The sequence below is a fragment of the Falsiroseomonas bella genome, assembly GCF_003173615.1.
Taxonomy (GTDB): domain Bacteria; phylum Pseudomonadota; class Alphaproteobacteria; order Acetobacterales; family Acetobacteraceae; genus Falsiroseomonas; species Falsiroseomonas bella.
Genome location: NZ_QGNA01000002.1, coordinates 879,886 through 906,269, shown reverse-complemented (window position 1 = coordinate 906,269; position 26,384 = coordinate 879,886). Strand labels below are relative to the sequence as shown.

Genomic DNA, 26,384 nt, shown 5'->3' with positions numbered 1-26,384 from the left:
GTATACGGTTTCGAGCTTCTACCGAGGATTGATGCAAGCGGCAATAATCAACTTTCGGTTGGTCACTGCCGGGCGGCGACAGGGCGGATCAGAGGATCGCGTAGACGTCGTAGATCGGCCCTTGCGGCGGCCGCTGGCCGATCGCGACGGCCAGGACGCGGTTGAGGTATTCCAACGGGCCCGGCCCGGTCTCGAAGCGGATGGCGGTGCGCATGTAGTAGGCGGAGGGGTCCACCGCCTCGCCGGCCGCGAGCTTCGCCAGCACCTCCGGCGCGCCGGCGCGGATGCCGGTGTAGGTGATGCCGATCACCTGCCCGTCCTCGGCCCGCAGCATGGCGCGCACATCGAGGCGCGTGGCGCCGTCCGCGCCATGCGTCATCCAGTCGGCGCCGCCCGGCAGCACCACGCCGTTCGCGACCGGGCCATGGAAGCGCCCGCTCTTCACCAGGCCGAGGCGGCGCTCGCCGAGCGGCGTCGGATAGGACGGGCCGGGCTCGACCTCGATCTCCATGCGGAAGAGGAAATCCGCATTCAGCGGCAGGGGCGTGGGCATCAGCGCTGTCTCCAGGGCAGGCCATCGGCCTTCCAGCCGGCGATGGCGCCGCGATGGCCTTCGGCATCCACCGGCCCCTCGAAGCCGTCGGCGACGTTGAAGGCGTGCGGGAAGCCCGCCGCCTGCGCCGCCTGCCCGGCGGCAAGCGAGCGCGCGCCGGAGCGGCAGATGAAATAGAGTTTCGTCTCCGGCGTGGCGCCGGCGCGGTGCAGATGCTCGGTGAAGGCGCCGTTCACCTGCATCGAGGGATAGAGTTGCCAGGGGATCAGCACGGTCTGCTTGCCGACCGAGGAGAGGTCGGGCACGCCGACGAAGTTCCATTCCGCGTCGGTGCGCACATCCACCAGCATCGCGTCCTGGTCCTGCGCGAGTTCCTGCCAGGTGGCGCGGGGGCTGACATCGGGCACGCCGGTCATGAGGGGGTCTCCTGTCTGCCGTTCGGGCCTTGGTTTCCCCTACCCTTTGCGTCCCCGCAAGCGGGCGATAGGGCGTTCACGCCGTCTCCCGGAAGATCTCGCGGCCGATCAGCAGGCGGCGGATCTCGCTGGTGCCGGCGCCGATCTCGTAGAGCTTCGCGTCGCGCAGCAGGCGGCCGGCCGGGTATTCGTTGATGTAGCCGTTGCCGCCCAGGATCTGGATGGCATCGAGCGCCGCCTTCGTCGCGGCCTCCGCGGCGAAGAGAATGGCGCCGGCGGCGTCCTTGCGGCTGCCCCGGCCGCGGTCGCAGGCGCGGGCGACGGCATAGACATAGGCGCGGGCGGCGTTCAGCGCGGTGTACATGTCCGCGACCTTGCCCTGGATGAACTGGAATTCGCCGATGGACTGGCCGAACTGCTTGCGGTCGTGGATGTAGGGCACGACGAGGTCAAGGCAGGCCTGCAGGATGCCGAGCGGGCCGGCGGCGAGCACCGCGCGTTCGTAGTCGAGCCCCGACATCAGCACGCGCACGCCGCCATTCACCTGGCCCAGCACGTTCTCGGCCGGTACCTCGCAATCCTCGAAGACGAGCTCGCTGGTGGGGCTGCCGCGCATGCCGAGCTTGTCGAGCTTCTGCGCCGGACGGAACCCGCGGAAACCGCGCTCGACGATGAAGGCGGTGATGCCCTTCGGGCCGGCATCGGGATCGGTCTTGGCGTAGACCACCATCGTCTCGGCGTAATGCGCGTTGGTGATCCAGAGCTTGGTGCCGTTCAGGATGTAGCGGTCGCCGCGCTTCTCGGCGCGCAGCTTCATCGAGACCACATCCGATCCCGCGCCGGGCTCCGACATGGCCAGCGCGCCGAGATGCTCGCCGGAGACGAGCTTGGGCAGGTAGCGGCGGCGCTGTTCCTCGGTGCCGTTGATGCGGATCTGGTTGACGCAGAGATTGGAATGCGCGCCGTAGGAGAGGCCGACGGAGGCGGAAGCGCGGCTGACCTCCTCCATCGCGACGGTATGCGCGAGATACCCCATGTCGGAGCCGCCATACGCCTCCGGCACGGTGATGCCGTGCAGGCCGAGGGCGCCCATCTCGGGCCAGAGATGGCGCGGGAACTCGTCGGTGCGGTCGATCTCGGCGGCGAGCGGCGCGATCCTCTCATCGGCGAAGGCGCGGGTGGTGTCGCGCAGCGCGTCGATCGCGTCGCCGAGCTCATGGTCGAGCATGGGCATCTGGTTGGCGGCCATCGCGGACTACTCCTTCGCGGCGTATTGCTGGCGCAGAACGCCCCGCATGATCTTGCCGGTGGCGGTCTGCGGCAAGGCGTCGGTGAACTCCACCTGGCGCGGGTAGAGATGCGCGGCAAGGCGGGTGCGGACGAAATCCTGGATGTCGCGCGCCAGCGCGGTGTCCGGCGTGATCCCCGGCTTCGGCACGATCACGGCCGTGACGCGCTCCGTGCGCAGCGGATCGGGCAGGCCGATCACGGCAACCGCCTGCACGGCGGGATGGGACAGAAGGAAATCCTCCACCTCGCCGGGGCCGATGCGGTAGCCGGCGGAGGTGATCACGTCGTCGTCGCGCCCGAGGAAGGTGAGGTATCCCTCCTCGTCCGCGATGCCGCGATCGCCGGTGACGAGCCAGTCGCCGCGGAATTTTTCGCGCGTGGCGTCAGGACGGTTCCAGTAGCCGAGGAACATGACCGGGTCGGGCGCGCGGATGGCGATGGCACCCTCGGTGCCCGGCGGCGCTTCGCGCCCTTCGTCGTCCAGGATGGCGACATCGTGGCCGGGCACGGCGCGGCCCATGCTGCCGGGCTTCACCGGGAAGAGGCCGGCGCAGTTGGAGACGACGAGGTTGCACTCGGTCTGGCCGTAGAACTCGTTGATGGTCAGGCCGAAGGCCGTGCGGCCCCATTCCAGGATCTCCGCCCCCAGCGTCTCCCCGCCGGAGCCGATGCTGCGCAGCCGTTGGCCGAAGCGCGCGGGATCGGGCACGCCGCGCATCATCTTCAGCGCCGTCGGCGGCAGGAAGGCGTTGCGGACGTCGTGCCGCGCCATCAGGGCGAAGGCGTGTTCCGGATCGAATTTCTGCATGCGGTGCGCCAACACGGGCACGCCGTGGAACAGGCTGGGCAGCAGCACGTCGAGCAGGCCGCCGATCCAGGCCCAGTCGGCCGGGGTCCAGAACAGGTCACCTTGCTGCGGGAAGCGCTCCTGCGGCAACTCGACGCCGGGCAGATGGCCGCGCAGCACGCGATGGCCATGCAGCGCACCCTTCGGGCTGCCCGTGGTGCCGGAGGTGTAGATGATCAGCGCGGGATCGTCGGCGCCTGTCGCGGCGCGGGCATGCGTATCCTTCGCGCGCGCCATCTGCGCGGCGAGGTCGGGGGCGAGCACGCAACGCAGCGCGGGCAGGCGATTGCGGATCGGCTCGATCTTGGCGAGCCCGGCTTCGTCGGTGATGAGCGCGGCGGCGGCGCAATCGGCCAGCCGGTATTCCAGCGCGTCCGTGCCGAACAGCAGGAACAGCGGCACCGCAATCGCGCCCATGCGGTAGGTGGCGAGATGCGCGACGGCGGCCTCCGGGCATTGCGGCAACAGCACGCCGATGCGGTCGCCGCGCGCGACGCCCTGGGCTTCGAGAACATTCGCGAGGCGGCAGGCGCGGCGGTGCAGTTCGTCGAAGGTGATTCGTTCCACCGCGCCGGAATCGTGCAGATGGATCAGCGCAGTGCGGCCGGAGCCGACCCAGCGATCGCAGGCTTCCTCTGCGATGTTGCAGGCGGCGGGGATGCGCCAGCGGAAGGCGTCGCGCAGGTCAGCGTAGGTTGCGGCCGGTGGGAGAAGCGCGGTCATGCGTTGTTCAGGGCAGGCCGCGCGGCCCCCACCCCGACCCTCCCCCGCATTCGGGGGAGGGAGAAGAGGCGCATGCTGCTCCCTCCCCTGCGACGCGGGGGAGGGTTGGGGTGGGGGCGCGACGGAGCGTGCCGACCCGATGCCGTCACCCCGCCCTCGTATCCTCGATCACCTTGCCATCGTTCGGCAGCGCGCCGGGTTCTTCCAGCCGCACCTCGCCGCGCAGGCGCGTGATGCCCTGCAGAGACTTCGCGAGGCTCTCGACCAGCGCGGCGTCCCGCACCGGCGTCTCCACGCGCAGCACCATCGTGTCCTTGCCCTCCGCGCTGCCTACCACGAGGCGTGCGCGGCCAAGACCCGGATGCGCGCGCATCACCTCCGCCACCTGCTCCGGCCGGACGAACAGGCCGCGCACCTTCGTCGCCTGGTCGGCGCGGCCCATCCAGCCCCTGATGCGCGCGTTGGTTCGGCCGCAGGGAGACTGGCCGGGAAGGATCGCGGAGAGGTCGCCGGTGGCGAAGCGGATCAGCGGGTCGGGGCTGTCGAGCAGCGTCACCAGCACCTCGCCCACCTCGCCTTCCGGCACGGGATCGCCGGTGCCGGGGCGGACGATCTCCACCACCACGGCCTCGTCCACGATCAGCCCTTCGCGGGCCTCTGACTCATAGGCGATGAGGCCGAGATCGGCAGTGCCGTAGCTCTGCAGCACGGTCAGGCCTCGATCGGCGTAGAAGGACCGCAGCGCCGGCAGGTAGGCGCCGCCCGTCACATGACCGAGCCTGAGGCTGGACAGGTCGAGGCCGAGCGCGTCGCCGGCTTCCAGGATCGCCTTCAGGTATTCCGGCGTGCCGGCATAGCAGACAGGACGGAGATGCGCCGCGGCACGGGCCTGCGCTTCCGTGTTGCCGGGACCGGCGGGAAAGACCGGGCAGCCGAGCGCGCGGGCTCCGAAATCCAGCATGAAGCCAGCAGGCGTGAAGTGATAGGCGAAGCAATTGTGCAGCAGCATGCCACGGCGCAGCCCGGTGGCGTGCAGCGCGCGGGCGAAGCGCCACGGATCGGTGCCCTCCGCCTGCGCCTCATGGATCGGGCCCGGCGAGGAGAAGACGCGCGCAAGGTCGCACAGCGGCGTGACATTGAAGCCGCCGAGCGGCGGAGCTTCCGCCTGCAGCCGGATCAGCTCCGACTTCCGCGTGACCGGCAGATGCGACAGCACCTCGAGGTCCACGACGCCGGCCGCGTCCACATCGTGCAGAAGGTCGTGATAGGCGGCTGAGCGCTGCGCGCGCGCGATCGCATGCGGCAAGGCGACGGTCAGTGCGGCCGCGCGGGCCGAGGCGCTGCGCGTCTCCAGGCCATCGTAGTGGTTCGTCATAGCCAGCGTTTCCGCCGCTTGTAGGATTTCAGGTTGCGGAAGGATTTGCGATCCGCGCCATGGCCACCGAGGTAGAACTCCTTCACATCCTCGTTGTTCGCCAGCGCCTCCGCCGTGCCGTCCAGCACGACCTTCCCCTGCTCCATCACATAGCCGTAGCTGGCGACGGAGAGCGCCATGCGGGCGTTCTGCTCGACCAGCAGGATGGTGATGCCGAGCTCTTCGTTCAGCCGGCGGATGATGCCGAAGACCTCCTTCACCAGCAGCGGCGACAGGCCCATGGAAGGCTCGTCCATCAGGATCAGCTTCGGCCGCGCCATCAGCGCGCGGCCGATGGCGAGCATCTGCTGCTCGCCGCCGGAGAGATAGCCCGCGAGGCCCGTGCGTTCCTTCAGGCGCGGGAAATAGGAGTAGACCATGTCGATGTCGCGCTTCACCTCGCCGTCGCTGCGCGTGAAGGCGCCGAGGCGCAGATTCTCCAGCGCGGTCATGTCTGCGACGATGCGGCGGCCCTCCATCACCTGGAAGATGCCCTTGCGCACGATCTGGTGCGCCTCGACGCCGTTGATGCGCTCGCCCGCGAAGCGGATGTCGCCGCGCGTGACCTCGCCTTCCTCGGACTTCAGCAGGCCGGAGATGGCCTTCAGCGTGGTGGACTTGCCGGCGCCGTTGGCGCCGAGCAGCGCCACGATCCTGCCCTTCGGCACCGCGAGGGAAAGCCCGCGCAGCACCAGGATCACGTCGCTGTACACGACCTCGATGTTGTTGACTTCCAGCAGCGGCGGCTCCCCCGCTGACGGGGGAGCCTTGCTGTCGAGGGTCGCGGCCTCGCTCACCAGCCGAGCCAGTCGGCGCGGCGATCAAGCGTGATGGTCGTAACCGGCTCAAGCCGCATAGTCCCGGCCTGCATCAGCTCACCCACCGTGCCCTGGGAAGTGTCGCCGGTCACGCGCGCGCGATAGAGGCCGACGCGCAGAGTGCCGCGATGGTCGGTCGCGGTAAAGGTGGAGGGCACGCAGACGCCGTCGAAGCCGGCCGGCACCCAGTTCTGCCGCGCGTAGAACCCATCGCGGATGCGGACGCCGGTGATCTGGCCGCCATTCGCCGCCGCCGTGTCCATCGCCTCCACCATCAGCATCGCGGCGCAGACGCCGGCGAGATAGTGGACCGGGCGATAGGCGTTGCCGGCCTGGTCGGAGATGCGGCTGATCTCGCGCAGCAGGGCAAGGCCAGCCGGCGGTGCGGGAGGCGCCGGAAGAGGCTCGGCCTCCAGCGCAGCGATGGCGCGCTCGATGTCGCCGACCAGCTCCGCACTGCCGTCTACGGGACGCAATGCTTCCTGTGCGCGGCGCAGTGCGGCAAGTGCCCCTCTCACGCCGGCACTGCGTTCAGGTGCGGGAGGCTGAACTTGGCCGGTGATCTCGCCCCACGTGGCATCGGTGCGCACCGGGAAGACCACGCCGTTGGCCGCGGTGCCGGCCGCCTTCATCGCGTTCTCGTCCATGCCCCAGACATTGCCGAGGAACTGCACCTGCACACCCGCGGTCTGGCAGGCGCGCAGGACGGAGATGTTGGAGCCCGCCGTGTTGCCAAGATAGGCGTAGTTCGCGCCCTGCTGGCGCAGCGTGAGGCACTGCGCGGTGTAGTCGCCCGGCGTCAGCGCGAACTGGATCGCCGGCAGCACATCGAAGCCGAGTTCGCGCGCCAGCGTCTCGCCGGCTTCCTTCGGCGAATTCGGGTAGGGATGGTTGGCGCCCATGTGGACGTATTTCGGCCGGCCCTGCTGGCCGCGGCTCTCCCAATCCTGCTTGGCCCAGATCAGCATCCCCCGCAGCGCATCGGAGTAGGACGGGCCGTAGAAGAAGTTGTAGGGCGCGGCCTCCACGCCCTGCCGCCCGCTCTGCCCGCCGGCATCGGTCAACGCGGCGGAGTAGGAGCCGGAGATGTAGGGGATGCGGTCGCGCGTGACGAAGCGCACCAGCGCCTCGGTATCCGCGGTGCCCCAGCCCTGGATGGCGACGACGTTCTGGCGCGACCAGGCCTGGTACTGGCTCACGGCGCGCGGCGCCTGGTAGCCATAGTCGAAGCCAAGCACGTTGAGCTGGCGGCCCGCGACGCCGTTGCGCGTGGCGTTCACCCAGCGCAGCGCGTCCGACACACCCTGGCCATAGGGCACGCCGACATCGCTGGTGGCGCCGGAATTGTCCATGAGGTGCCCGACCGGGATCGGCTGGGCGGCGGCAGGTGCTGCGATCGCCAGCGCGCCCGCGGCGGCCAGCATGGTCTTCCGGGTGAGCATCTCTCGGTATCCTCCCATGTCGTTCAGTGCGAGTACGGGTAGAGTTTCCAATACGCCTTCACCAGACGCCAGCGATGCGCGAGGCCGTCCGGCTCGAAGATCAGGAAGGCGATGATCGCGGCGCCGATCGCCATCTCCCGCAGATAGGAGATGGAGGCGCCGAGCTTCAGCGCGCGATCGATCGCGCCGCCCGCGAGGGCCTCGGCCGCAGTCTGCACCACCTCCGGCAGCAGCACCATGAAGGCCGCGCCCATCAGGCTGCCCATGATGCTGCCGAGGCCGCCGATGATCACCATGCCGAGGAACTGGATGGAGAAGAGGATGTTGAACGCCTCCACGCTGACGAACATCAGGTAGTGCGCGTAGAGCGCGCCGCCGATGCCGGCATAAAGGCTGGCGATGCCGAAGCTGAGCGTGCGGTAATAGGCCAGGTTGATGCCCATGATCTCGGCGGAGAGATAGTGGTCCCGCACCGCGACCAGGGCGCGGCCATCGCGCGTGCGCATCAGGTTCGCCGCCGCCAGGTACATCAGGACGACGTAGAAGAGGACGACGTAGAGGTAGCTTTCCTCGCGGTCGAAGGCGAAGCCGAACAGCGTCAGCGGTTCGGTGATGCGGCCGGCGACGCCGCCGGTGAACCAGGCGGAGCGGGCGAAGAAATCCTCCAGGATGAACTGCGCGGCGAGCGTCGCGATGGCGAGGTAGAGGCCCTTCAGCCGCGCCGCCGGCGCGCCGAAGACGATGCCGACCACCGCTGTGATGAGGCCGGCAAGCGGGATGCAGGCCCAGACTGGGATGAGGAATCTGTCATGCAGCCAAGCGGAGGCGAAGGCGCCGACGCCGAAGAAGGCGGCATGACCGATGCTGATCTGGCCGGTAAAACCGACGAGGATGTTCAGGCCGAGCGCGGCAATCCCCAGGATGCCGATGTTGATCAGCAGCGAGAGCTCGTACCGGCCGAAGAAGAGTGGCGAGGCGGCGACCAGCGCGATGCCGAGCCACAGCGCGATCCGGCTGTTGCGCGTTGGGAAGATCGTGGTGTCGGCGCGGTAGGTCGTGCGGTAGTCGCCGGCAGGCAGCAGGGAGACGGTGGCCATGTCCGCTCAGACCCGCTCGATGTTTTTCGTGCCGAACAGGCCGTACGGCTTCAGCAGCAGGATCAGCACCAGCGCGTAGAAGGGCGCGATCTGGAACATGTTGCCCCAGTTCAGCCACTGGCTGTCCAGGTAGTGCGCCCAGTTCTCCAGCAGGCCGATGATGACGCCGCCGAGCACCGCGCCCAGGATCGAATCCAACCCGCCGAGGATGACCGCCGGGAACACCTTGATGCCATAGAAGGACAGCGCGGAGGAGACGCCGTTCACCACGCCGACCACCACGCCGGCGACCGCGGACACCACGGCGGAGATGGCCCAGGACATGGCGAAGACCTTGGGCACGGAGACGCCGAGGGATTGCGCCACCTGCTGGTCGAAGGCGGTGGCGCGCATCGCCAAGCCGTGCTTGGAGCTGGTGAAGAACCAGGCGAAGCCCAGCATGATCAGCAGCGAGATGCCGAGGCTGGCGAGATAGACCGTCTGCACGTCCAGCCCCAGCACGCTGACGCGCTCCGTCTCGAAGATCGGCGGGAAGGGCTTGGCGAAGACGCCGAAGATCCACTTCATCAACGCCTGGAAGAAGATGCCGAGGCCGATCGTCGCCATGATCACGCTGATCACCGGCTCGCCGATCAGCGGGCGCAGCACCACGACCTGCAACACCAGGCCGAAGACGGTCATGAAGGCGAGGGTGAACAGGAAGCCGAGCCAGAACGGCAGTTGCCACTCCGTCAGGAACCACCAGCAGACCCAGGCGCCGACCAGCAGGAACTCGCCCTGCGCGAAGTTCACCACCTGCGACGCCTTGTAGATCAGCACGAAGCTCATCGCGACGACGCCGTAGAGCGCGCCGACGATCAGGCCGTTGAGCGTGAGCTGGAACAGCAGCGTGAGATCCATGGGCCCTACTCCGCCGCCATCGCCGCACGCCCCGCGCCAAGACGTGCCACCGTCAGCGTGGTGCGGATGCGCTGCTTCGTACCGTCCTGGAAGGCGATGGTGGTGTCCACCGGGATCGCGGGGTCGCCGCGATAGATCGCCTCGATGATGTCGCCGTACTTCTGCGCGATGACGCCGCGGCGCACCTTGCGCGTGCGCGTGAGTTCCTCATCGTCGGCGTCCAATTCCTTGTAGAGCAGCACGAAGTCGCGAAGCTGCTGCGCCAGGGGGAGCGTGGCGTTGACCTTCTCCACCTCCGCCCGAAGCAGCTCCAGCACCTGCGGCTTGGCCGAGAGGTCGGAATAGGTCGTGAAGGCGATCCGGCTGCGTTCGGCCCATTTCGACACGATCGGAAAGCGGATGCAGATCATCGCGGCCAGGTGCGGCTTGCCCGCGCCCAGCACCACGGCCTCGGCGACATAGGGCGAGAATTTCAGCTTGTTCTCGATGTATTGCGGGCTGAACCGGTCGCCGCCGGAGGTCTCGGCGATGTCCTTGATGCGGTCGATCACCACGAGCTGGCCGGACTTCGCGACATATCCGGCATCGCCCGTGTGCAGCCAGCCCCCGCGCAGGTCCGGGTTGTCGTTCACGCCGAGATAGCCCGCAAACATGTTGGGGTGGCGCGTCACGATCTCGCCCACGCCGTTCGCATCCGGCTCGTCGATGCGCAACTCGATGCTGTCGTCGAACACCACGCCAACGCTGTCGAAGTCCACCTCGTTCGCGCGATGCAGCGTATAGGCGCCGAGCAGCTCGGTCTGGCCGTAGAGCTGGCGCAGCGGCACGCCCATGGCCTGGAAGAAGCGGAAGGTGTCCGGCCCGAGTGCCGCGCCGCCGGTCGCCGCGGAAGTGAGGCGGGAGAAGCCGAGCCGGTCGCGCAGCGCGCGGAACAGCAGCGCATCGGCCGCCGCCGAGCGGCGGCCCTGCGCCACCGCCTCCAGCCCCATCTTCATGCCGAGGTCGAACATGCGCCGCTTGAAGGGCGACGCGTCCATCACCTTCGCGCGCACCTCCGCAGCCAGCGCCTCCCACACGCGCGGCGCGAAGAGCACGAAGGTGGGCCCGATCTCCCGGAAGTCGGCCATCATCGTCTCGGGCTCCTCGACGAAGTTGACCTTCATGCGGGAGATGAGGCCCCAGCCGAGGACGTAGATCTGCTCCATGATCCAGGGCAGCGGCAGGACCGAGACGTATTCGTCCTGCGGCCCCTTCGGATCGGCCTTCAGGTAGGATCGGCAATGCCGGATCAGCGCGCCGCCGGTCAGCATGGCGAGCTTCGGCCGCGCCGTGGTGCCGGAGGTGGTGCAGAGAATGGCGATGTCCTCGCCCCGCGTCGCCGCCACCATCTCGTCATACAGGCGCGGCTGCTGCAGCCCCAGTTCCAGGCCGGACCTGATCAGCGTTTCCAGCGGCAGCAGGCGCGGGTCGTCGTATTTCCGCATGCCGCGCGGATCGGCATAGACGATGTGCTGCAGCGTCTTCACGCGGTCGCTGATGTTGAGCAGCTTGTCCACCTGCTCCTCGTCCTCGGCGAAGACCAGGCGAGCGCCTGCGAATTCGAGGAGATAGGCCACCTCGTCATCCAGCGCGTCACGATAGATGCCGAGGGACCGCGCGCGCACGGCATGCGCCGCGATCTCGCCCATCACCCATTCGGGCCGGTTGTCGCCGATCAGCCCGACGACATCGCCCTCTCCCACGCCGAGCCAGCGCAGGCCGAGCGCGATGCAGCGGGTGCGCTCCTGATGCTCGGCCCAGGTCAGGCTGCGCCAGATGCCGAACTGCTTCTCCCGCAGCGCGACCTCGCCGCCGTGCTGCGCCGCGTTGTGCGCCAGCAGCTTCGGCAGCGTGTCGAGCGCATCTTCGCGCATGCGATTCAGACCTCTGCTGCTCGCGGCGTGCCGCCGCTGCGCCCTGCGGTCATCGCATGCGGGCTCAAACGACCTCCTCCGCCGGCTGAGTCACCTCGTCGGCTTCGCCGAGATAGGCGCGCCTCACATGCGGATCGGCCAGGACCTCCTCCGGCTGGCCCTCCGCGATCCTGCGCCCGAAGTCGAGCACCATGACGCGGTGGGAGATGTCCATCACCACGCCCATGTCGTGCTCGATCATGAGCACGGTCATGCCCCATTCCTCGTTGAGGTCCACGATGAAGCGGGCCATGTCCTCCTTCTCCTCGAGGTTCATGCCCGCCATCGGTTCGTCCAGCAGGATCAGCCGCGGCCGCACCGCGACGGCGCGCGCCAACTCCACGCGCTTGCGCAGGCCATAGGGCAGCGTGCCGGCCGGCGCCTTGCGGACGTGCTGGATCTCCAGGAAGTCGATGATCTCCTCGACCTCGCGGCGGTGCTCCAGCTCCTCCTTCTGCGCGCCGCCGAACCAGTAGAGCATGCCGCGCAGCAGGCCGGTCTTCAGCAGGTGGTGGCGGCCGACCATGATGTTGTCCAGCACGCTCATGTGGCCGAACAGCGCCAGGTTCTGGAAGGTGCGGCCGATGCCGAGGCTGGCGCGCCGGTTCGGGCCGAGCCGCGTGATGTCCTGCCCTTCGAACAGCACGCGCCCCTCGGTCGGCCGGTAGCGGCCGGAGACGCAGTTGACCATGGAGGTCTTGCCCGCGCCGTTCGGCCCGATGATCGAGAAGATCTCCCCGCGCCGGACGGAGAAGGAGACGTCGGTCAGCGCCCGCACGCCGCCGAAGCGCAGGCTGACATGCTCGGCTGCGAGGATCGGCGCCTCTTCCGCCACGCGGACATGCTCCCCGTCGTTACGTTATGGTCTTGGGGGCAAGTCTAGCGGTGGCGGCGCGCGGGCCGCAACGGGCGTTCAGCCGCCGCGGAGCCGGATCGCGAGAGGCGGGTCGTCGGTGGCGAAGATGTCAACGCCGAGATCGAGCGTCCGGCGGATGGAAGCCTCGTGATTGGCCCCCCAGGTCCCGACGCCGAAGCCGGCGCCGCGCAGCCGACCGATCAGCTCCGCGTCCAGCACGCCGGTCGTCATACCGAGTTCGGCGAAGCCGTGGCGGCGGGCGACCGCCAGGATCCCCTCCACGCCGATGTCCATCAGTGTCGGAATCTCCACCAGCCAGGCCACGCCGGCGAGGCCGCCCGCGGCCTGCGCCTCGGCCATGGTGTCGGCGTTGAAGCCGATGATCCAGCTTCGCCGGCGCTGCCCCGCCTGGTCCAGCGCGGCGAGGGTGCGCGCGACGATCCCGGGATAGGGCCGGCGCGCGGCATCGGACTTGATCTCGATCCGCGGCGCCACCGGGGTGGGCGCCAGGATGGCCAGGTAGTCCGCAAGGCTTGGCGGTGGCTCGCCGGCGGTGCCGCGGACGCGCACCTGGCGAAGCTGCGCGGCGCTGCGCACCGCGACGGGGCCGGAGGCGTCGGTGGTGCGGTCGAGGGTGGCGTCGTGCATCACCACCACCTCGCCATCGGCGGTCATGTGGACGTCGCACTCGGCCTGCTCGATCGGCAGGCGGGCGGCTTCCCGGAACGCCATGGCGCTGTTCTCGGGCCACAGGAACAAGCCGCCGCGATGCGCGGCGATCAGCGTGCGAGCGGTCATGCGCGGCATCCTGGACCGGCCGGGTCGGCAAATCCAGAAGCCCCGGCGGGTGCCGTAGGCACGTTGGCGGCGCGGCGTATAGTGGCGACCTTCACACGGCATGGAGACGGCATGACCCTGCATCTGGTGATCCATCGTCCGGCCGCGACGGAGGGCGAGGGGGCGGCTGCCGAGCGGCATGCGCTGAGCGAGGCGGTCTGGGAGGTGGCCGACTCCCACTGGGCGCCGACCGAGGAGGCACTGATGGTCTCCTGCGACCTCTCGGCAGCCTATCTGCTCTCCCACTTCAAGGCCGGGCTCGCCCGCCGCGGGCACCCGGATCCCGGCATGCTGCTGGTGGTGCCGATGGGCGAGGCTGCCGCCTGGAGCGGCCTGCCCCCGGATGGCGATGCCTGGGTGCGCGAGACGCTGTAGCGACCTTCTCCGTTCAGCCGTGCAGGTGGCAGGCGACCCCGCCCTGCCCCTCGCCGGGTGCGGGCGTCCAACGCGGCAGCGTGCGGCTGCAGACATCCATCGCCTGTGCGCAGCGCGGGTGGAAGGGGCAGCCCGGCGGCGGGTTCGCGGCCGAGGGGATCTCGCCCATGATGCGCGGCAGAGCGGCCCGGCGCGCCGGGTCGGGCACAGGCGAGGCATCGCGCAGGATGCGGGCATAAGGGTGCATCGGCTCAGCCAGCACCCGCGCCGCTGGCCCCTCCTCCACGATGCGGCCGAGATACATCACCGCGACGCGGTCGCAGAACCAGCGCACCACCGAAAGGTCGTGGCTGACGAAGAGGAAGGCGAGGCCACGGCGCTGGCGCAGCTCCTTCATCAGCAGCAGCACCTGCGCCTGCACGGAAACATCGAGCGCCGAGACGGGCTCGTCCGCGATGATGAGTTCCGGCTCCACCGTCAGGGCGCGGGCGATGCCGATGCGCTGGCGCTGGCCACCGCTGAATTCGTGCGGGAAGCGATCGAGCGCGGCGGGCGGCAGGCCGACCTCCTCCAGCAGCGCGGCGGCACGGCGGCGGGCCGCGGCGCCTTCCGCGATGCCGTGCACGCGCATCGGCTCGACCAGCGCGGAGCCGATGGATTGCCGCGGATCGAGCGAGGAATAGGGATCCTGGAAGACGATCTGCATGCGCCGGCGGAAGGACTTCAGCGCCTCGCCCCGCGCGGCCCGAAAATCCTCGCCACGGTAGAGGACGCGGCCGGCATCGGGCTCGATCAGCCGCAGCAGGGCACGCGCCACCGTGGACTTGCCGCAGCCGGACTCGCCGACCAGGCCGAAGGCCTCGCCCTCCCCGATGGTGAAGGAGACATCCTCCACGGCGCGCACGGTGACCGTCTTCGGCCTGGGGAAGCCCTTCTTGGTGACGAAGTGCTTGCGCAGGTTCTCGACCTGAAGGACCGCGCTCATTCGTTGCGCAGCTTCGGATCGGTGGCGTCGCGCAGCCCGTCGCCCACCATGTTGAGGCCGAGCACCAGCAGCAGGATCGCGATGCCCGGGAAGACCGCGAGCCAGGGCGCGTCCAGGATGTTCTCGAAGCCGTCCCGCGTCATGCCGCCCCAGGTCGGCGTCGGCGGCTTCACGCCGAGCCCGATGAAGGAGAGCGAGGCCTCCACGCGCACGGCCGTCGCCAGCCACAGCGTGCCCATCACCATCACCTCGGAGGTGATGTTGGGCAGGATGTGACGGAAGATGATGCGGGCGTGGCTGTAGCCGAGCGCGCGCCCGGCCTCCACGAAGGCGCGTTCCTTCAGCGCGAGGGTGGGCGCGCGGGCGATGCGGGCGAAGGGCGCGATGGCGGTCAGCGCGATGGCGACGATCAGGTTGACCAGGTCCGGGCCGAGCAGCGCGACGACGATGAGGCCGAGGATGAGCGAGGGGAAGGACAGCAGCACGTCCATCACCTGCATGACGAGAAGGTCGAAGCGCCCACCGACATAGCCCGAGATCATGCCGATGGCGCCGCCGATCACCATCGCCGCCAGGATCGCGGAGAGCGACACGCTGAGCGAGATCTGCGCGCCCCAGAGCAGGCGCGAGAGGATGTCACGTCCGAACTGGTCGGTGCCGAGCAGGTAGTCGCCACCCGGCGGCTGCAGGCGGTTGATGATGTCCTGGTCCGCCGGGTCGTAGGGCGAGATCCAGGGGGCAAAGACGGCGCCGGCCAGGATCAGCAGGCAGATCAGGGCGCCGACCAGCGTGGTGGGGTTGCTGCGCGCCTTGCCGATAGCGCGCTTCCAGGCCGAGGGCGGGGGCGGCGCGATCTCGCCGGCGGAGAGCGGATCCTCGGTCGCCGCGCTCATGCCGCCTGCACCCGCGGATCGAGGACGCCGTAGAGCAGGTCCGTGACGGCGTTCACCACCACGATCAGGAAGCAGTAGATCACCATCAGCCCCTGCAGCATCGTGTAGTCGCGCTGGTTCAGCGCGCCGACGATGACCTTGCCCAGGCCCGGGCGGTTGAAGACGATCTCGGTCAGCACGGAATTGCCGATCAGGATGCCGACATAGAGGCCGACCACGGTCACGATCGGAATGGAGGCGTTGCGCAACCCGTGCACCCAGACCACGCGCCGCCAGGGCACCCCCTTGGCGCGCGCGGTGCGGATGTAGTCCTCCGACAGCGAGGCAAGCATGGCGCTGCGCGTCACGCGCGTGATGTAGGCCGCCATGATCAGGCCAAGCGTGACGGTGGGCAGCACCAGCTTATGCAGGCGGTCGCCGAGGTCGTTCAGGTTGGCCGCGCCGATCACCGGGAAGATGCGCCAGTGCAGCGAGAACAGCAGCAGCGCGAAGATGCCGCTGACGAAGACCGGGAAGGAGAGGCCGAGCAGCGAGAGGATGCGCGCCGCGACGTCGATCGCGCGGTTGCGGTGCAGCGCCGCCCAGATGCCGACGGGCACGCCGACCACGGTGCCGAAGACCATCGAGGCCAGAGTCAGGTCGATGGTGTGCGGCAGCACCGCCGCCACCTCGTCCAGGATCGGCCGGCCTGTGACCATGGAGGTGCCGAAATCGCCGGTAAGCGCGCTGGTGAGGAAATCCACGTATTGAGTCCAGAGCGGCCGGTCGAGGCCCAGCCGTTCCCGCAGCGCCGCCGCCGCCTCCGGCGTCGCCTGGTCGCCGAGGATCACCAGCGCCGGGTCGCCCGGGACGATGCGGACGATCACGAAGACGAGCGTCAGCACCGCCAGCAGCGTCGGCACGGCGGCCAGCAGCCGCCGTACGAAGAAGAAGACCATCAGTCGTGCATCGGCGCGAAGGCGCCGATGCCTTCAGGCGCCGGCGCGCGCCTCCGCGCGCTTGGCTCGCCACACAGGCGGCGGGCCGCATTCGCGGCCTCGGCCCGCGACGCGGGCCGCATGGCGTGCACCGTGCGGACCATGCTCAGCGCAGCCGCGTCTGCTCGGTGATCAGCGGGCCGAGCGACATGGAGCCCTGCAGGTCATAGCCATACTCCACGTTGTTGCGGCGGGCGAAGACCAGCAGCGTCTCCAGCAGCGGCACGCCGCAGATGTTCTCGGTCAGGATCTTCTGAGCCTCCGCCCAGAGGCGGCGCTGCTCGTTGAGGTCGGTGCTGACGCGCGCCGCGTCGATCTGCGCATCCGCCTGGTTGCAATGGGAGAAATTCGTCACCGCGGTCGGCGTCTTCACGATGGACCGGCCGTGGAAGAACTGCGTCAGGTAGATGTCCGCCACGGGGAAGCGCGCGGCCGAGTAGTAGACCAGCGGCGAGAGGTCCTGGCGGATCTGCTGGTGGAAAGTGGCATGCTCCACCACCTGCAGGTCCAGCGTGATGCCGGCGCGGCGCAGCTGCTGCTGCACCACCTGCATCATGTTCAGCATCTCGGGCAGCTGGGTGTGGATCACACGCACGGTCAGGCCGTTGGGATGGCCGGCCTCCGCCAGAAGCTGGCGCGCCCGGTTGGGGTCATGCGGCAGCAGCGGCTGCTGCGCGAAGCCGAGATAGCCCCGCGGCACCACGCTCTGCGCCTCCCGCGTCACGTCCTGGCCGCGGAAGCGCACCAGCTCGGCACGGTTGATCGCATGGGCGAGCGCCTGGCGCACGCGGATGTCGTTGAAGGGCGGCGCGACGGTGTTGAGGTTGAGGATCGCGAGCTCGCCCGGCTCGAACACGTCCACCGTGGTGTTCGGCAGCTGGCGCGTACGGTTGATCCAGGTCTGGTCGGCGCGGCCGTAGTTCACGTCCAGCTCGCGGTTCTGGAAGGCGAGGTCGCGCGAGGCGTCGGAGGGGATGAAGCGGTAGCTGATCCGCCCGATCTGCGGCGCACCGCGGAAATACTGCGCGTTGGCCGTGAGCTCCGCACTCTGGTTCGGCGTCACGCGTTCCAGCGCGAAGGGACCGGTGCCGATCGGCGCGCGCACGAAATCCTGGCCGCGCTGCTCCGCCGCGCGGCGCGAGACGATGTAGCCGCCGGAATAGTTGGTGACGATGCCGAGCAGGCTCGGCACGTTCTCCCGCAGCACGATGCGCACGGTGTAGGGGTCCACCGCCTCCACCGTCTGGAAGGCGCGGAAATCCGCGGCAAAGGCGGAGGTGGCGGCGGTGCCAGCCTTCTGCAGGCTGAACACGACGTCATCGGCCGTCAGTTCGCCGAAGCCGCCATGGAACTGCACGCCGCGGCGCAGATGGAAGGTCCAGGTGCGGCCATCCGGGCTGCTCTCCCAGCGCTCCGCAAGGTCCGGCTCGATGTTCGCCGGGTCGATGGAGCCGGGCTTGAAGCGGACCAGGCCGTTGAACATCCAGGCCACGACCACGCGGTCGATGGTGGAGACGGCGAAATGCGGATCCAGCCGCCCGACATCCTGCGCCGCCATGCCGACGCGCAGCGTGGGGCCGGATTGCGCCTGGGCCGCCGCGGTGCCGGCAACGGCGAACGCCGTAGCGAGCAGGGCAGCGCGAAGCGTCTTCTTCATGATGTTGTCTCCCTTCCTCTGTTCTCAGGCTGGCGAAGCCGTCCCCGCTGCATCCTGCAACGCGAAACGGCCGATGTCGAAGGCTTCGAGCGGTACATCGGTGCGGCCATCCATCACGAGCTCGGACAGCACCTGCCCGACGCCGGGCGCGAGCTGGAATCCCTCGCCGCAGAAACCGAAGGCGTGGATCAGACCGGGCGTGGTGCGCGACGGGCCGAGGACGGGGAAGCCATCGGCAAAGGTGCCGTCCGTGCCGCTCCAGCTGCGGATCACCATCGCGCCGGCCAGGCGCGGGATCAGCGCGACCGCGGCCTCCATGCTGGCGAGCGAAGCATCCGCCGAGGGCCGCGTGCGCGTGGCCTCCTGCTCGCCGCTGCCGCGGCCGCCACCGAAGATCACGTTGCCGCGCGCGATCTGGCGCAGATAGAGCCCGCCACCGACCACGCCGAGGCTGTGGCGCAGGAAATAGGGCAGCGGCTCCGTCACCAGCATGTTCGGATGCAGCGGCGCGATGGGAACTGCCTCGTTGAAGGTCTCCGCGAGCTTGCCGCCCCAATAGCCCGCGCAGTTGAGCAGCCAGGGCGCGGCGAAGGTCGTGCCGTTGGCCTGGACGACGAACTCCGCGCCGTCATGCGCGGCCGCCGTCACGGAGTGGTGTTCGCGGATCTCGGCACCAGCTTCGCGCGCGGCGCGTGCGAGCGCGGGGGAGAGCAGGCGCGGATTGGCGGCGCCGTCCTCCGCCAGCAGGCTGCCGGCGACCACGGCCTCGCCGAAATAGGGATGCTCGTCGCGGATCGCGTTGCGTCCGATCATGCGCGTGACCAGGCCGTATTCCGCGGCGATCCGGTTCCAGCGGACGAGCTCCGCCTCATCGGCCTCGCTGCGCGCGAGCTTGAGATGGCCGCAGGGATCGAACTCGGCATCGGTGCCGATCAGCTCGGGCAGGCGCGACCAGAGCGCACGCGATTTGATGGCGAGCGGGATGCCGGCCGGATGCCGCCCCTGCTGGCGCACGCCGCCGTAATTCACGCCGGTCGCCTGGCTGCCGACCAGGCCACGCTCCAGCACGATCACGCGGACGCCGCGGCGCGCCAGGAACAGGGCAGCCGAGCAGCCCGCGCCGCCGCCGCCGACGATCAGCACATCGGCCCGACGCATCATGCGCTCCCCGGCAGCGGGATGGGTTTCACCGGCGGCTGTCCGCGCAGGCGGCCGACCTGTTCCAGTGGCAGGCCAAGCGCCTCCGACAACACCTCGGCCGCCGGCGGGCCGCAGACGCGGCCCTGGCAGCGGCCCATGCCGATGCGGCTGAGGGCCTTGGCACGGTTCACCTCCGACCCGCCCGCGCGCGCCGCGCTGCGCAGATCGCCGGCGGTGATCGCCTCGCAGCGGCAAAGCAGCGTCGCATCGTCCATGCGGCGCGCGAGATCCGCGGGATAGGGGAAGGCGCGCTCCAGCGCGGCGCGGAAGCGCGCTTCGGTGCGGAGGCGGCCGTCGAGATGCGCACGCAGCACCATGTCGGACGGCAGGCCGTGATCCTCCAGCAGCGCGAGTGCCGCGCGCGCGCCGGCGAGCTCTGCCACCTCCGCGCCACCGATGCCCGCGCCGTCGCCGGCAAGATAGACGCCCGGCACCGGCGTGCGGCCGGCGCCGTCCTTCTCCGGGATCCAGTTGTGCCCGAGTTCGTCGAAGCGGAAGGGCACGCCGGCCAGGTCGGCCAGCTGCGCCTCCGGCTTCAGGCCCCACCCCATCGCCACGGCATCGCAGGGCGTGACATGCTCGCGCCAGCCGGCATCGCGCCAGCGCAGCGCGGTGGCCCTGCCCTCGCCCTCGATGGCGATGGGCGTCGCATCCTCCACCACGGGCACGCCGCGCAGGCGCAGCGCGGCGGTGTAGCGCAGGCCGCGGACGAAGGTGGGCAGGTTCCACAGCAGGCCTGCCGACGCCATCGCCTTGGTGGCGAAAGCGGTGGTGTCCAGCACGAGTGCGGGCGTCGCGCCGGCCTTGGCGTATTGCAGCGCGGCCAGCACCAGCAGCGGCCCGGTGCCAATGAAGACAGGCCGCGCTCCAATGCCGACGCCCTGCGCCTTCAGCGCGATCTGCGCGCCGCCGAGCGTGGTCACGCCGGGCAACGTCCAACCGGGGATCGGCAGGATGCGGTCCATCGCGCCGGTGCAGAGGATCAGCGCGTCGTATTCCACCGTGGCGCGCCGACGGCCTGCGGTCTGCGTGTCCAGCAGGCGTTCGCGCGGGCGGATGTTCCAGACGAGGGTGTCGGGCCGCCAGTCGGCGCGCGGCTTCAGCGCCTCGAGCGCCGCGTGCAGTGCGCGGGCGCGCTTCGCATCCGCGCCGTAGATCGCGCGATGGTTCCGCCGGAACCCGGCCGGCGGGCGCTGGTAGATGCGGCCGCCGCCATCGGGCGCCTCCTCGATCCAGACCGGCTCGATGCCGGAGCGGACGAGTTGCTCCACCGCACGCACGCCCGCCGGCCCGGCGCCCACCACGACTACCCTCATCGGCGACGGACCGTCATGCCGGGTTGCACCAGCGTGGTGCAGGCGCGCAGCGTGCCGCGGCCCTCGACGAACACCCAGCAATCCTGGCAGGCGCCCATCCAGCAGAAGCCGGCCCGCTCGCCGTCGCCGAACTCGCTGCTGCGCATATGACCGAGCCCGGCAGCGAGCATCGCGGTCAGCAGCGTGTCACCCTGTTTCGCGGAAACTGCGCCGCCGTCCACCACGAAGGAGAGCGACGGCCGGTCCTGGTCCAGCAGCCTTGTCAGCATCACATCAGTGCCTCGAAGCGGCAGTTCACGCGCAGCTCGCCGACGGTCGCCGTGTTCGGCAGCCGCAGCACGGTCTCGATCAGCACGGCGATGTCCTCCGGGCGGCTCATCTGCTCGCGCGGCCACTTCGCCTGCGCCGTCATGTCGGTGGCGACGAAGCCGGGACAGAGCGCGGTCGCGCGGATGCCGTGCGCGAAGCCCTGGCGGCGCACTTCCTGGGTCAGCGCGACCAGCGCGAACTTGCTCATCGCGTAGCCGGTGTTCTCATTCGCCACGCGCTTGCCGGAGAGCGAGGCGATGTTGACCACCCTGCCCTCCCCGCTCGCCACCAGATGCGGCCAGGCGGCGCGGATCACGCGCATCGGGCCCTTGACGTTCACGCGCCACATCGCGTCATGCGCGCTCTCGTCGGCATCCAGCATGCGCGCCATCGGGTTGATGCCCGCGGCGTTCACGACGGCGTCCAACCGGCCGAAGCGCTCAACCGTCGCCGCGACCCAGGCCTCCGCGCTGCCCTCCTCCTCCGCCTCGTAGCGATGCGCGAGCATGTCCGGCGCCTCGGGCAGCTTGCGGGGATCGCGCAGGCCGGCACTGACCAGCCAGCCCGACCCGTGCAGGCGTCGCAGCACCTCGCGCCCGATCCCGCGCGCGGCGCCACTCACCATCACCACGCGGCCCACCGGATCAAGCATCGGCCAGCACTCCCGTCGCGACATGGCAACGCGCGGCATGGCCCGGCGCGACCTCGGCCAGCGTCTGCTCGGCCTCGCAGCCGGCGCGCTTCAGCGGGCAGCGCGGCGCGAAGCGGCAGCCTGGCGGCATCGCATCCAGCGGCGGCACGCGGCCGGGAATGGCGGACAGCGCCTGGCCCGGCGCATCGAGGCGCGGGATCGCGGAGAACAGCGCGCGCGTGTAGGGATGCTGCGGATTGGCGAAGATCGTGCCGACCGGCCCCTGCTCCACCACCTCGCCCGCATACATCACCGCGACGCGATCCGCGATCTGCGCGACGACGCCGAGGTTGTGCGTGATGAACAGCACCGCCGTGCCGGTCTTCGCGCGCAGATCGGCCAGCAGGCCCAGAACCTGGGCCTGGATCGTGACATCCAGCGCCGTGGTCGGCTCGTCGGCCAGCAGCACGATCGGGTTGCAGGCCAGCGCGATCGCGATCATCACGCGCTGCCGCATGCCGCCCGAGAACTGGTGCGGATATTCGCCGAGGCGCTGCGCGGCGGAGGGGATCTTCACCTCCTCGAACAGCTGGCGCGCGCGATCGAGCGCCGCCTTGCGGTCCAGGCCGCGATGGATCCGCAGCGTCTCCGCCACCTGGTCGCCCACGGTCATCACCGGGTTCAGGCTGGTCATCGGCTCCTGGAAGATCATCGCCATCCGGTTGCCGCGGATGCGCTCCATCTCCCGTTCCGGCAGGCCGGTGAGGTCGCGCTCGTCCAGCACGATGCGCCCGCGCGCGACGCGGCCATAGGGCGGCTGCACCAGGCCCATGACGGAGAGCGCGGTGACGGATTTCCCGCAGCCGCTCTCACCCACCAGCGCCAGAGTCTCGTCGCGCATCAGGTCGAGCGAGAGATCGCGCACCGCGGCATGCCATCGGCCGTTGATGCGGAATTCCGTGCGCAGGCCGCGGATGGTCAGCGCAGGCGTCATGCGTCGAAGCGCCGCTGGGTGAAGGGCGCGACGGGCAGGTTGGTGGCGCCGCGCGCAATCAGCTCCGCCACGGCCGCACCGGCGGCGGGGCTGAGCTGGAATCCATGCCCGGAATAGCCGAAGGAATGGAACAGGCCCGGCATGGTGCGGCTTTCCCCGATGACCGGGATCTCGTCCGGCGTGCGTGCCTCCGTCCCGGTCCATGTGCGCATGATGCGCGCGCCCTTCACGCAGGGGAACAGCTCCGCCGCGATGCGCGCCGCATGCGCGAGGTTGCCGAACAGCACCGTGGAGGTCTCGCGCTCCGGGTCGTTCAGCCCCTGGTGGCCGCCGCCGATCACCACCGTGCCCGCCACGGTCTGCTTGAAGGAGAGCGCGCGACCGGTGGGGCCGACGGTGGGCGTGCAGAAATGCGGCAGGCGCTCCGTCACAATCATCATGCTGGCCTTGACGCCGCAGGGGATCTCCTCGCCGGCCATGCGGGCGATGCGCGTGGCCCAGGCGCCGGCGCAATTGGCGACGCGCTCGGCCTCATGCGTGCCCTCCTCCGTCACCACCCGCAGAGTCCCCGCGCCGCTGCGCTCGATCGCCGTGACGCCGCTGCCTTCGATGATGGTGGCGCCGGCCTCCTGCGCCGCGCGGCGGAAAGCCATGACGGTGCGCATCGGGTCGGCGGAACCGTCACCATGGCATACCAGCGCACCCACCACATGCGGTGCGATGGCAGGCAGCAGGCGGCGGACCTCAGCCTGGTCCACCACCTCCTCATGCGTCCAGCCGAGCGCGCGCACCTGCGCGGCGCGGGCTTCCAGCTTCCCGAGCTCGGCGGCGTTCTCCGCCACCTTCACCTGGCCGCCGGGCTGGAAGCCGCAATCATCGCCGACCAGCGCCGAAATGTTCGACCACATCTCCCACGCGACCATGGAGAGCGCGATCTCGCGCAGGTCACGGCCGAGACGGCGCACGCCGCCGGCATTCACGCCGGAGGAGTGTCGGCCGACATGGCGGCGCTCCAGGACCGTCACCTGCCAGCCGGGCATGCGCGCCAGATGCAGCGCGGTGGAAAGGCCGTGCAGCCCGCCGCCTATGACAATGGCGCGATTCATTCGGCCAGCGCGGCGAGCTCGCCCAGCGTGAGCGGCTTGGTCGGAAAGCGGGTGCGGAACGGGTCCACCTGCGCCGGGTCCACGCCGCGCGCGGCGGCGATCACCGCATGCACGACCGGCCCGCAGACGCGCCCCTGGCACGGCCCCATCCCTGTCCGGGTGAAGGCCTTGGTCTGGTTGGACCCCAGGCAGCCGAGCGTCACCGCTTCCCGCACCTTGCCCGCGGTAACTTCCTCGCAGCGGCAGATGATCGTCTCGTCAGGGATCGCGGTGACGGGGCGTGGCGGGAACAGCGCATCCAGGAAGGGCCGGGCCGCAAGCTGACGGTTCAGCGCCAGGCGCTCCGTGCCGGCTTCCGCATTGCGCTGGTCCTCCGTCATGCGGCCGAGCGCGCGCGCCGCTTCCAGCGCGGCAAGCCGGCCGGCATGCGCGGCCGCACGCGCGCCGCCGATGCCGCCGCCATCGCCCGCGACCATCACGCCTTCGGCGGTGGTGTTGCCCCATGCATCGAGACGCGGCTTCCAGCAGGCCTGCACGGCGTCCCAGTCATGCGCGCAGCCCGGGATGGCACGCGTGATCTGGGTGTTGGGCACCACGCCGTCATGTAGCAGCAGCAGGTCGGCCGCGTGCTCGGTGCCGTCCACGACGATGCGCGCGAGCCTGCCCTCACCCTCCGCGCGGATCTCCTCGGCGTGGATGACGCGCACGCCGGCGCGCTTCACCCTGCGCTGCCAGGCGAGGCCCTTCAGCAGGTAGCCCGGCGCCATCAGCGCGCGCGGCAGGTGGCGCAGCGCGGCGGGAGGGATGCCGTGCGAGAGGTCCACGATGCCGGCGAGCCGCCCGCCCGCCTCCACCGCCTGCTTCGCATAGAGCCAGAGCAGCGGTCCCTGTCCCGCGATCCAGACATCGCCCTGCGGCTTGAGGCCCGCGGTCTTGAGCGCGATCTGCGCGGCGCCGACCGTCATCACACCGGGCAGCGTCCAGCCCGGGATCGGCAGCGGCCGTTCCGTCGCGCCGGTGCAGAGCAGGATGCGGCCGGCGACGGCGCTGCGCGCGGCGCCCTCCTCGCTCCAGAACACCTTGCCGCCGGGCTCGACGGCCCAGAGCGTCGCGCGGAAGCGCGTCTCCACGGCGCTGGAACGCAGCGCGGCGGCGAGCTTCGCGCCATCCGCGTCCTGCTCGTCCTTCGCGGCGCGGTGCTCGATGCCGCGATGCACCTGGCCACCCGGCCCGGCATTCTCGTCCAGCAGCAGCACGGTGAGGCCGCGGCTGCGCGCCGTCACGGCCGCCGCCATGCCGGCGGGGCCGGCGCCGACGATCAGCAGGTCCACATCGGTGCTCACGCCGCCTCCACCTCCGGCAGGTCGCGCACGCCATGCTGCGGCGCGGCGCGGAGGCCAGGGTGCACCGGCGTCATGCAGGCCTGCACGTTCTGCTGGCCCTCCACCTCCACCAGGCAGTCGAAGCAGGCGCCCATCAGGCACAGCGGGCCCCGCGCGGCGCCGCTCACCGGCGTCTCGCGGAAGCTCAGCACGCCGGCGGCGAGCAGCGCCGTCGCCAGGCTCTCGCCGCTGCGCGCCGGAAGCTCGCGCCCGTCCCAGGTGATGGTGATGTCGGGCGGGTCAGATCGCTGGAACATGCTGGATGGGCATCCGTGCGAAGCGGTCGGGGTGGAGCTCGGCCGCGAGGGCATGCATGCCGCCGCCCATCACGGCCTCGGCCATCGGGCCGGCATGCACGGCGGCAAGCGTGACGCCGGAATGGCAGACGGCGACGAAGCAGCCGGGATGCGTCGCGCTCTCGGCATAGGCGGGGAAGCCGTCGGGCGTCATCGGCCGAAGCGCTGCCCATCCGCGCACCATGCGGGCGGAAGCGAGCGGCGGCAGCACGCGGATGGCGCGCGCGGCCATCTTCGCCAGCGCGGCGGTGGTGGTCGGCGTCTCCAGGATGCCGTCATCCTCGCTGGTGACGCCGATCTGGATGGTGCCGTCGCCGGTCTGGCGGATGGCGCTGGCGGGCTTCGGAAGGATGGGCGCGAGGCGCTCGGTGACGATGTTCTGGCCGCGCACGGGGCGCACGGGAACATCCAGGCCGACCATCGCAGCAATGCGCGTGGTGGCGACGCCCGCGGCGACAACAATCCGCCGCGCCATCACGGCAGCGCCATCGGCGCGCGCGATGCGGTACTCGCCGCCGACAGGCTCGATGGCGACAACAGGCGCGCCTGGCAGATGCACGCCGCCCGCCGCGCGCAAGCCGGCGTGCAGGCCGCGCAGCAGCGTGAGCGGATCCACATGCCCGTCGGTCGGGTCGTAGCTGGCGCCGACGACCTCCGGTCCCAACCGGCAGCCGGGCATCATCTCCAGCAGCTCGCGCCGATCCACGATGCGCACCGTGCCGTGGCCCTGGTTGTGGCGGCGATGCACGAAGTCGCGTCGCTCCGCGAGTTCCTGCTCGCTGAGGCAGAACGTCAGGCCACCCACCGGGCTATAGCACACGTCGCGCCCGGCGAAGCCCGAGACGCGCTCCGCCAGCGAAGGCCAGAGCGTGATGCTGAGCCGCGTCCAGGCGCCATAGGCGGGCATGCCGTCGCCCTTGGACTGGCCCCAGACCAGCCCGAAATTGCCGCGCGCAGCGCGCAGCGCGACATCGCCCTCGTCGAGCACGATGACGCGAGCCCCACGCTCGGCACAGCCATAGCCGATGGCGGTGCCGACCATGCCGCCACCGATCACCGCCACATCGTAGCGTTCCATGGTTGCGAGCGTGACGCGCCCAGGCTCATCCTGCAAGCCG

At 70.2% G+C, this 26,384-nt stretch carries 26 protein-coding genes; 1 reads left to right on the top strand and 25 read right to left on the bottom strand.

Annotation, left to right across the window (positions count from 1 at the left end; genetic code table 11):
- Positions 1–88: 88 nt before the first annotated feature.
- From DFH01_RS12505 to DFH01_RS12445, 12 genes are all read right to left on the bottom strand, one after another.
- Positions 89–553, bottom strand: a complete 465-nt coding sequence (locus tag DFH01_RS12505; RefSeq protein ID WP_109870741.1) for a DUF3237 domain-containing protein — start codon at positions 551–553, stop codon at positions 89–91.
- Positions 553–969 (bottom strand): rhodanese-like domain-containing protein, encoded by a 417-nt coding sequence (locus DFH01_RS12500; protein ID WP_109870740.1) that lies wholly within the window; start codon positions 967–969, stop codon positions 553–555. The genes DFH01_RS12505 and DFH01_RS12500 overlap by 1 nt, the downstream gene beginning before the upstream one ends.
- Before the next feature lie 76 nt (positions 970–1,045).
- The gene (locus DFH01_RS12495; protein WP_109870739.1) at positions 1,046–2,218 is read right to left on the bottom strand and encodes an isovaleryl-CoA dehydrogenase; all 1,173 of its coding nucleotides are present in this window, start codon (positions 2,216–2,218) and stop codon (positions 1,046–1,048) included.
- Positions 2,219–2,224: 6 nt separating this feature from the next.
- On the bottom strand, positions 2,225–3,829 hold the full coding sequence (locus DFH01_RS12490; RefSeq protein ID WP_109870738.1) for an acyl-CoA synthetase: 1,605 nt from the start codon (positions 3,827–3,829) through the stop codon (positions 2,225–2,227).
- A 145-nt stretch (positions 3,830–3,974) separates the two neighbouring features.
- Positions 3,975–5,204 (bottom strand): phenylacetate--CoA ligase family protein, encoded by a 1,230-nt coding sequence (locus DFH01_RS12485; RefSeq protein ID WP_109870737.1) that lies wholly within the window; start codon positions 5,202–5,204, stop codon positions 3,975–3,977.
- Entirely contained in the window at positions 5,201–6,040 is an 840-nt protein-coding gene (locus DFH01_RS12480; protein ID WP_109870736.1) for an ABC transporter ATP-binding protein, read from the bottom strand. The genes DFH01_RS12485 and DFH01_RS12480 overlap by 4 nt, the downstream gene beginning before the upstream one ends.
- Positions 6,037–7,503, bottom strand: coding sequence for an ABC transporter substrate-binding protein (locus DFH01_RS28725; protein WP_233256079.1), 1,467 nt, complete (start codon positions 7,501–7,503; stop codon positions 6,037–6,039). Before DFH01_RS28725 ends, DFH01_RS12480 begins: the two co-directional genes overlap by 4 nt.
- Positions 7,504–7,526: 23 nt before the next feature.
- Positions 7,527–8,600 (bottom strand): branched-chain amino acid ABC transporter permease, encoded by a 1,074-nt coding sequence (locus tag DFH01_RS12465; protein WP_109870735.1) that lies wholly within the window; start codon positions 8,598–8,600, stop codon positions 7,527–7,529.
- A 6-nt stretch (positions 8,601–8,606) separates the two neighbouring features.
- A complete protein-coding gene (locus tag DFH01_RS12460; RefSeq protein WP_109870734.1) occupies positions 8,607–9,500 on the bottom strand; it encodes a branched-chain amino acid ABC transporter permease in 894 nt (297 codons plus the stop codon).
- 5 nt (positions 9,501–9,505) lie between these two features.
- A complete protein-coding gene (locus DFH01_RS12455) occupies positions 9,506–11,413 on the bottom strand; it encodes an AMP-binding protein (RefSeq protein WP_109870733.1) in 1,908 nt (635 codons plus the stop codon).
- A 64-nt stretch (positions 11,414–11,477) separates the two neighbouring features.
- A complete protein-coding gene (locus DFH01_RS12450) occupies positions 11,478–12,287 on the bottom strand; it encodes an ABC transporter ATP-binding protein (RefSeq protein ID WP_109870732.1) in 810 nt (269 codons plus the stop codon).
- Between the two features lie 78 nt (positions 12,288–12,365).
- Positions 12,366–13,106 carry a glycerophosphodiester phosphodiesterase gene (locus tag DFH01_RS12445; RefSeq protein WP_109870731.1) on the bottom strand — a complete coding sequence of 247 codons (741 nt, stop codon included), beginning with the start codon at positions 13,104–13,106 and terminating at the stop codon, positions 12,366–12,368.
- A gap of 111 nt (positions 13,107–13,217) precedes the next feature.
- On the opposite strand from DFH01_RS12445, the gene DFH01_RS12440 reads away from it, so the two are divergent.
- Positions 13,218–13,520 (top strand): hypothetical protein, encoded by a 303-nt coding sequence (locus tag DFH01_RS12440; protein WP_109870730.1) that lies wholly within the window; start codon positions 13,218–13,220, stop codon positions 13,518–13,520.
- Between the two features lie 13 nt (positions 13,521–13,533).
- Here the strand turns inward: DFH01_RS12440 and DFH01_RS12435 are convergent, their stop codons facing one another.
- The 13 genes from DFH01_RS12435 to DFH01_RS12375 form a co-directional block, all read right to left on the bottom strand.
- Positions 13,534–14,505 (bottom strand): ABC transporter ATP-binding protein, encoded by a 972-nt coding sequence (locus tag DFH01_RS12435; protein WP_109870729.1) that lies wholly within the window; start codon positions 14,503–14,505, stop codon positions 13,534–13,536.
- On the bottom strand, positions 14,502–15,398 hold the full coding sequence (locus tag DFH01_RS12430) for an ABC transporter permease (protein WP_109870728.1): 897 nt from the start codon (positions 15,396–15,398) through the stop codon (positions 14,502–14,504). The genes DFH01_RS12435 and DFH01_RS12430 overlap by 4 nt, the downstream gene beginning before the upstream one ends.
- Positions 15,395–16,336: an ABC transporter permease gene (locus DFH01_RS12425; protein ID WP_109870727.1), complete on the bottom strand. Its 942-nt coding sequence runs from the start codon at positions 16,334–16,336 to the stop codon at positions 15,395–15,397. Before DFH01_RS12425 ends, DFH01_RS12430 begins: the two co-directional genes overlap by 4 nt.
- Positions 16,337–16,481: 145 nt before the next feature.
- Positions 16,482–18,032, bottom strand: a complete 1,551-nt coding sequence (locus DFH01_RS12420; protein ID WP_109870726.1) for an ABC transporter substrate-binding protein — start codon at positions 18,030–18,032, stop codon at positions 16,482–16,484.
- A gap of 24 nt (positions 18,033–18,056) precedes the next feature.
- A complete protein-coding gene (locus tag DFH01_RS12415; protein WP_233256078.1) occupies positions 18,057–19,190 on the bottom strand; it encodes an NAD(P)/FAD-dependent oxidoreductase in 1,134 nt (377 codons plus the stop codon).
- Positions 19,190–20,548, bottom strand: coding sequence for an NAD(P)/FAD-dependent oxidoreductase (locus DFH01_RS12410; RefSeq protein ID WP_109870724.1), 1,359 nt, complete (start codon positions 20,546–20,548; stop codon positions 19,190–19,192). The genes DFH01_RS12415 and DFH01_RS12410 overlap by 1 nt, the downstream gene beginning before the upstream one ends.
- Complete coding sequence (locus tag DFH01_RS12405) at positions 20,545–20,817, bottom strand: (2Fe-2S)-binding protein (protein WP_109870723.1); 273 nt, start codon at positions 20,815–20,817, stop codon at positions 20,545–20,547. Before DFH01_RS12405 ends, DFH01_RS12410 begins: the two co-directional genes overlap by 4 nt.
- A complete protein-coding gene (locus DFH01_RS12400) occupies positions 20,817–21,509 on the bottom strand; it encodes an SDR family NAD(P)-dependent oxidoreductase (RefSeq protein ID WP_109870722.1) in 693 nt (230 codons plus the stop codon). Before DFH01_RS12400 ends, DFH01_RS12405 begins: the two co-directional genes overlap by 1 nt.
- Entirely contained in the window at positions 21,502–22,482 is a 981-nt protein-coding gene (locus tag DFH01_RS12395) for an ABC transporter ATP-binding protein (protein WP_109870721.1), read from the bottom strand. The genes DFH01_RS12400 and DFH01_RS12395 overlap by 8 nt, the downstream gene beginning before the upstream one ends.
- The gene (locus DFH01_RS12390) at positions 22,479–23,588 is read right to left on the bottom strand and encodes an NAD(P)/FAD-dependent oxidoreductase (RefSeq protein WP_109870720.1); all 1,110 of its coding nucleotides are present in this window, start codon (positions 23,586–23,588) and stop codon (positions 22,479–22,481) included. The genes DFH01_RS12395 and DFH01_RS12390 overlap by 4 nt, the downstream gene beginning before the upstream one ends.
- Positions 23,585–24,931 carry an FAD/NAD(P)-dependent oxidoreductase gene (locus tag DFH01_RS12385; RefSeq protein ID WP_233256077.1) on the bottom strand — a complete coding sequence of 449 codons (1,347 nt, stop codon included), beginning with the start codon at positions 24,929–24,931 and terminating at the stop codon, positions 23,585–23,587. Before DFH01_RS12385 ends, DFH01_RS12390 begins: the two co-directional genes overlap by 4 nt.
- Positions 24,928–25,227: a (2Fe-2S)-binding protein gene (locus DFH01_RS12380; protein ID WP_109870719.1), complete on the bottom strand. Its 300-nt coding sequence runs from the start codon at positions 25,225–25,227 to the stop codon at positions 24,928–24,930. The genes DFH01_RS12385 and DFH01_RS12380 overlap by 4 nt, the downstream gene beginning before the upstream one ends.
- The gene (locus DFH01_RS12375) at positions 25,211–26,344 is read right to left on the bottom strand and encodes an NAD(P)/FAD-dependent oxidoreductase (RefSeq protein ID WP_109870718.1); all 1,134 of its coding nucleotides are present in this window, start codon (positions 26,342–26,344) and stop codon (positions 25,211–25,213) included. Before DFH01_RS12375 ends, DFH01_RS12380 begins: the two co-directional genes overlap by 17 nt.
- Positions 26,345–26,384 lie beyond the last annotated feature (40 nt).

Excerpts from the sequence above, each read along its gene's own strand:
- DFH01_RS12505 (WP_109870741.1), bottom strand. The coding sequence starts at position 553 with ATGCCCACGCCCCTGCCGCTGAATGCGGATTTCCTCTTCCGCATGGAG.
- DFH01_RS12500 (WP_109870740.1), bottom strand. The coding sequence starts at position 969 with ATGACCGGCGTGCCCGATGTCAGCCCCCGCGCCACCTGGCAGGAACTC.
- DFH01_RS12495 (WP_109870739.1), bottom strand. The coding sequence starts at position 2,218 with ATGGCCGCCAACCAGATGCCCATGCTCGACCATGAGCTCGGCGACGCG.
- DFH01_RS12490 (WP_109870738.1), bottom strand. The coding sequence starts at position 3,829 with ATGACCGCGCTTCTCCCACCGGCCGCAACCTACGCTGACCTGCGCGAC.
- DFH01_RS12485 (WP_109870737.1), bottom strand. The coding sequence starts at position 5,204 with ATGACGAACCACTACGATGGCCTGGAGACGCGCAGCGCCTCGGCCCGC.
- DFH01_RS28725 (WP_233256079.1), bottom strand. The coding sequence starts at position 7,503 with ATGCTCACCCGGAAGACCATGCTGGCCGCCGCGGGCGCGCTGGCGATC.
- DFH01_RS12465 (WP_109870735.1), bottom strand. The coding sequence starts at position 8,600 with ATGGCCACCGTCTCCCTGCTGCCTGCCGGCGACTACCGCACGACCTAC.
- DFH01_RS12460 (WP_109870734.1), bottom strand. The coding sequence starts at position 9,500 with ATGGATCTCACGCTGCTGTTCCAGCTCACGCTCAACGGCCTGATCGTC.
- DFH01_RS12455 (WP_109870733.1), bottom strand. The coding sequence starts at position 11,413 with ATGCGCGAAGATGCGCTCGACACGCTGCCGAAGCTGCTGGCGCACAAC.
- DFH01_RS12445 (WP_109870731.1), bottom strand. The coding sequence starts at position 13,106 with ATGACCGCTCGCACGCTGATCGCCGCGCATCGCGGCGGCTTGTTCCTG.
- DFH01_RS12440 (WP_109870730.1), top strand. The coding sequence starts at position 13,218 with ATGACCCTGCATCTGGTGATCCATCGTCCGGCCGCGACGGAGGGCGAG.
- DFH01_RS12435 (WP_109870729.1), bottom strand. The coding sequence starts at position 14,505 with ATGAGCGCGGTCCTTCAGGTCGAGAACCTGCGCAAGCACTTCGTCACC.
- DFH01_RS12430 (WP_109870728.1), bottom strand. The coding sequence starts at position 15,398 with ATGAGCGCGGCGACCGAGGATCCGCTCTCCGCCGGCGAGATCGCGCCG.
- DFH01_RS12425 (WP_109870727.1), bottom strand. The coding sequence starts at position 16,336 with ATGGTCTTCTTCTTCGTACGGCGGCTGCTGGCCGCCGTGCCGACGCTG.
- DFH01_RS12420 (WP_109870726.1), bottom strand. The coding sequence starts at position 18,032 with ATGAAGAAGACGCTTCGCGCTGCCCTGCTCGCTACGGCGTTCGCCGTT.
- DFH01_RS12415 (WP_233256078.1), bottom strand. The coding sequence starts at position 19,190 with ATGCGTCGGGCCGATGTGCTGATCGTCGGCGGCGGCGGCGCGGGCTGC.
- DFH01_RS12410 (WP_109870724.1), bottom strand. The coding sequence starts at position 20,548 with ATGAGGGTAGTCGTGGTGGGCGCCGGGCCGGCGGGCGTGCGTGCGGTG.
- DFH01_RS12405 (WP_109870723.1), bottom strand. The coding sequence starts at position 20,817 with ATGCTGACAAGGCTGCTGGACCAGGACCGGCCGTCGCTCTCCTTCGTG.
- DFH01_RS12400 (WP_109870722.1), bottom strand. The coding sequence starts at position 21,509 with ATGCTTGATCCGGTGGGCCGCGTGGTGATGGTGAGTGGCGCCGCGCGC.
- DFH01_RS12395 (WP_109870721.1), bottom strand. The coding sequence starts at position 22,482 with ATGACGCCTGCGCTGACCATCCGCGGCCTGCGCACGGAATTCCGCATC.
- DFH01_RS12390 (WP_109870720.1), bottom strand. The coding sequence starts at position 23,588 with ATGAATCGCGCCATTGTCATAGGCGGCGGGCTGCACGGCCTTTCCACC.
- DFH01_RS12380 (WP_109870719.1), bottom strand. The coding sequence starts at position 25,227 with ATGTTCCAGCGATCTGACCCGCCCGACATCACCATCACCTGGGACGGG.
- DFH01_RS12375 (WP_109870718.1), bottom strand. The coding sequence starts at position 26,344 with ATGGAACGCTACGATGTGGCGGTGATCGGTGGCGGCATGGTCGGCACC.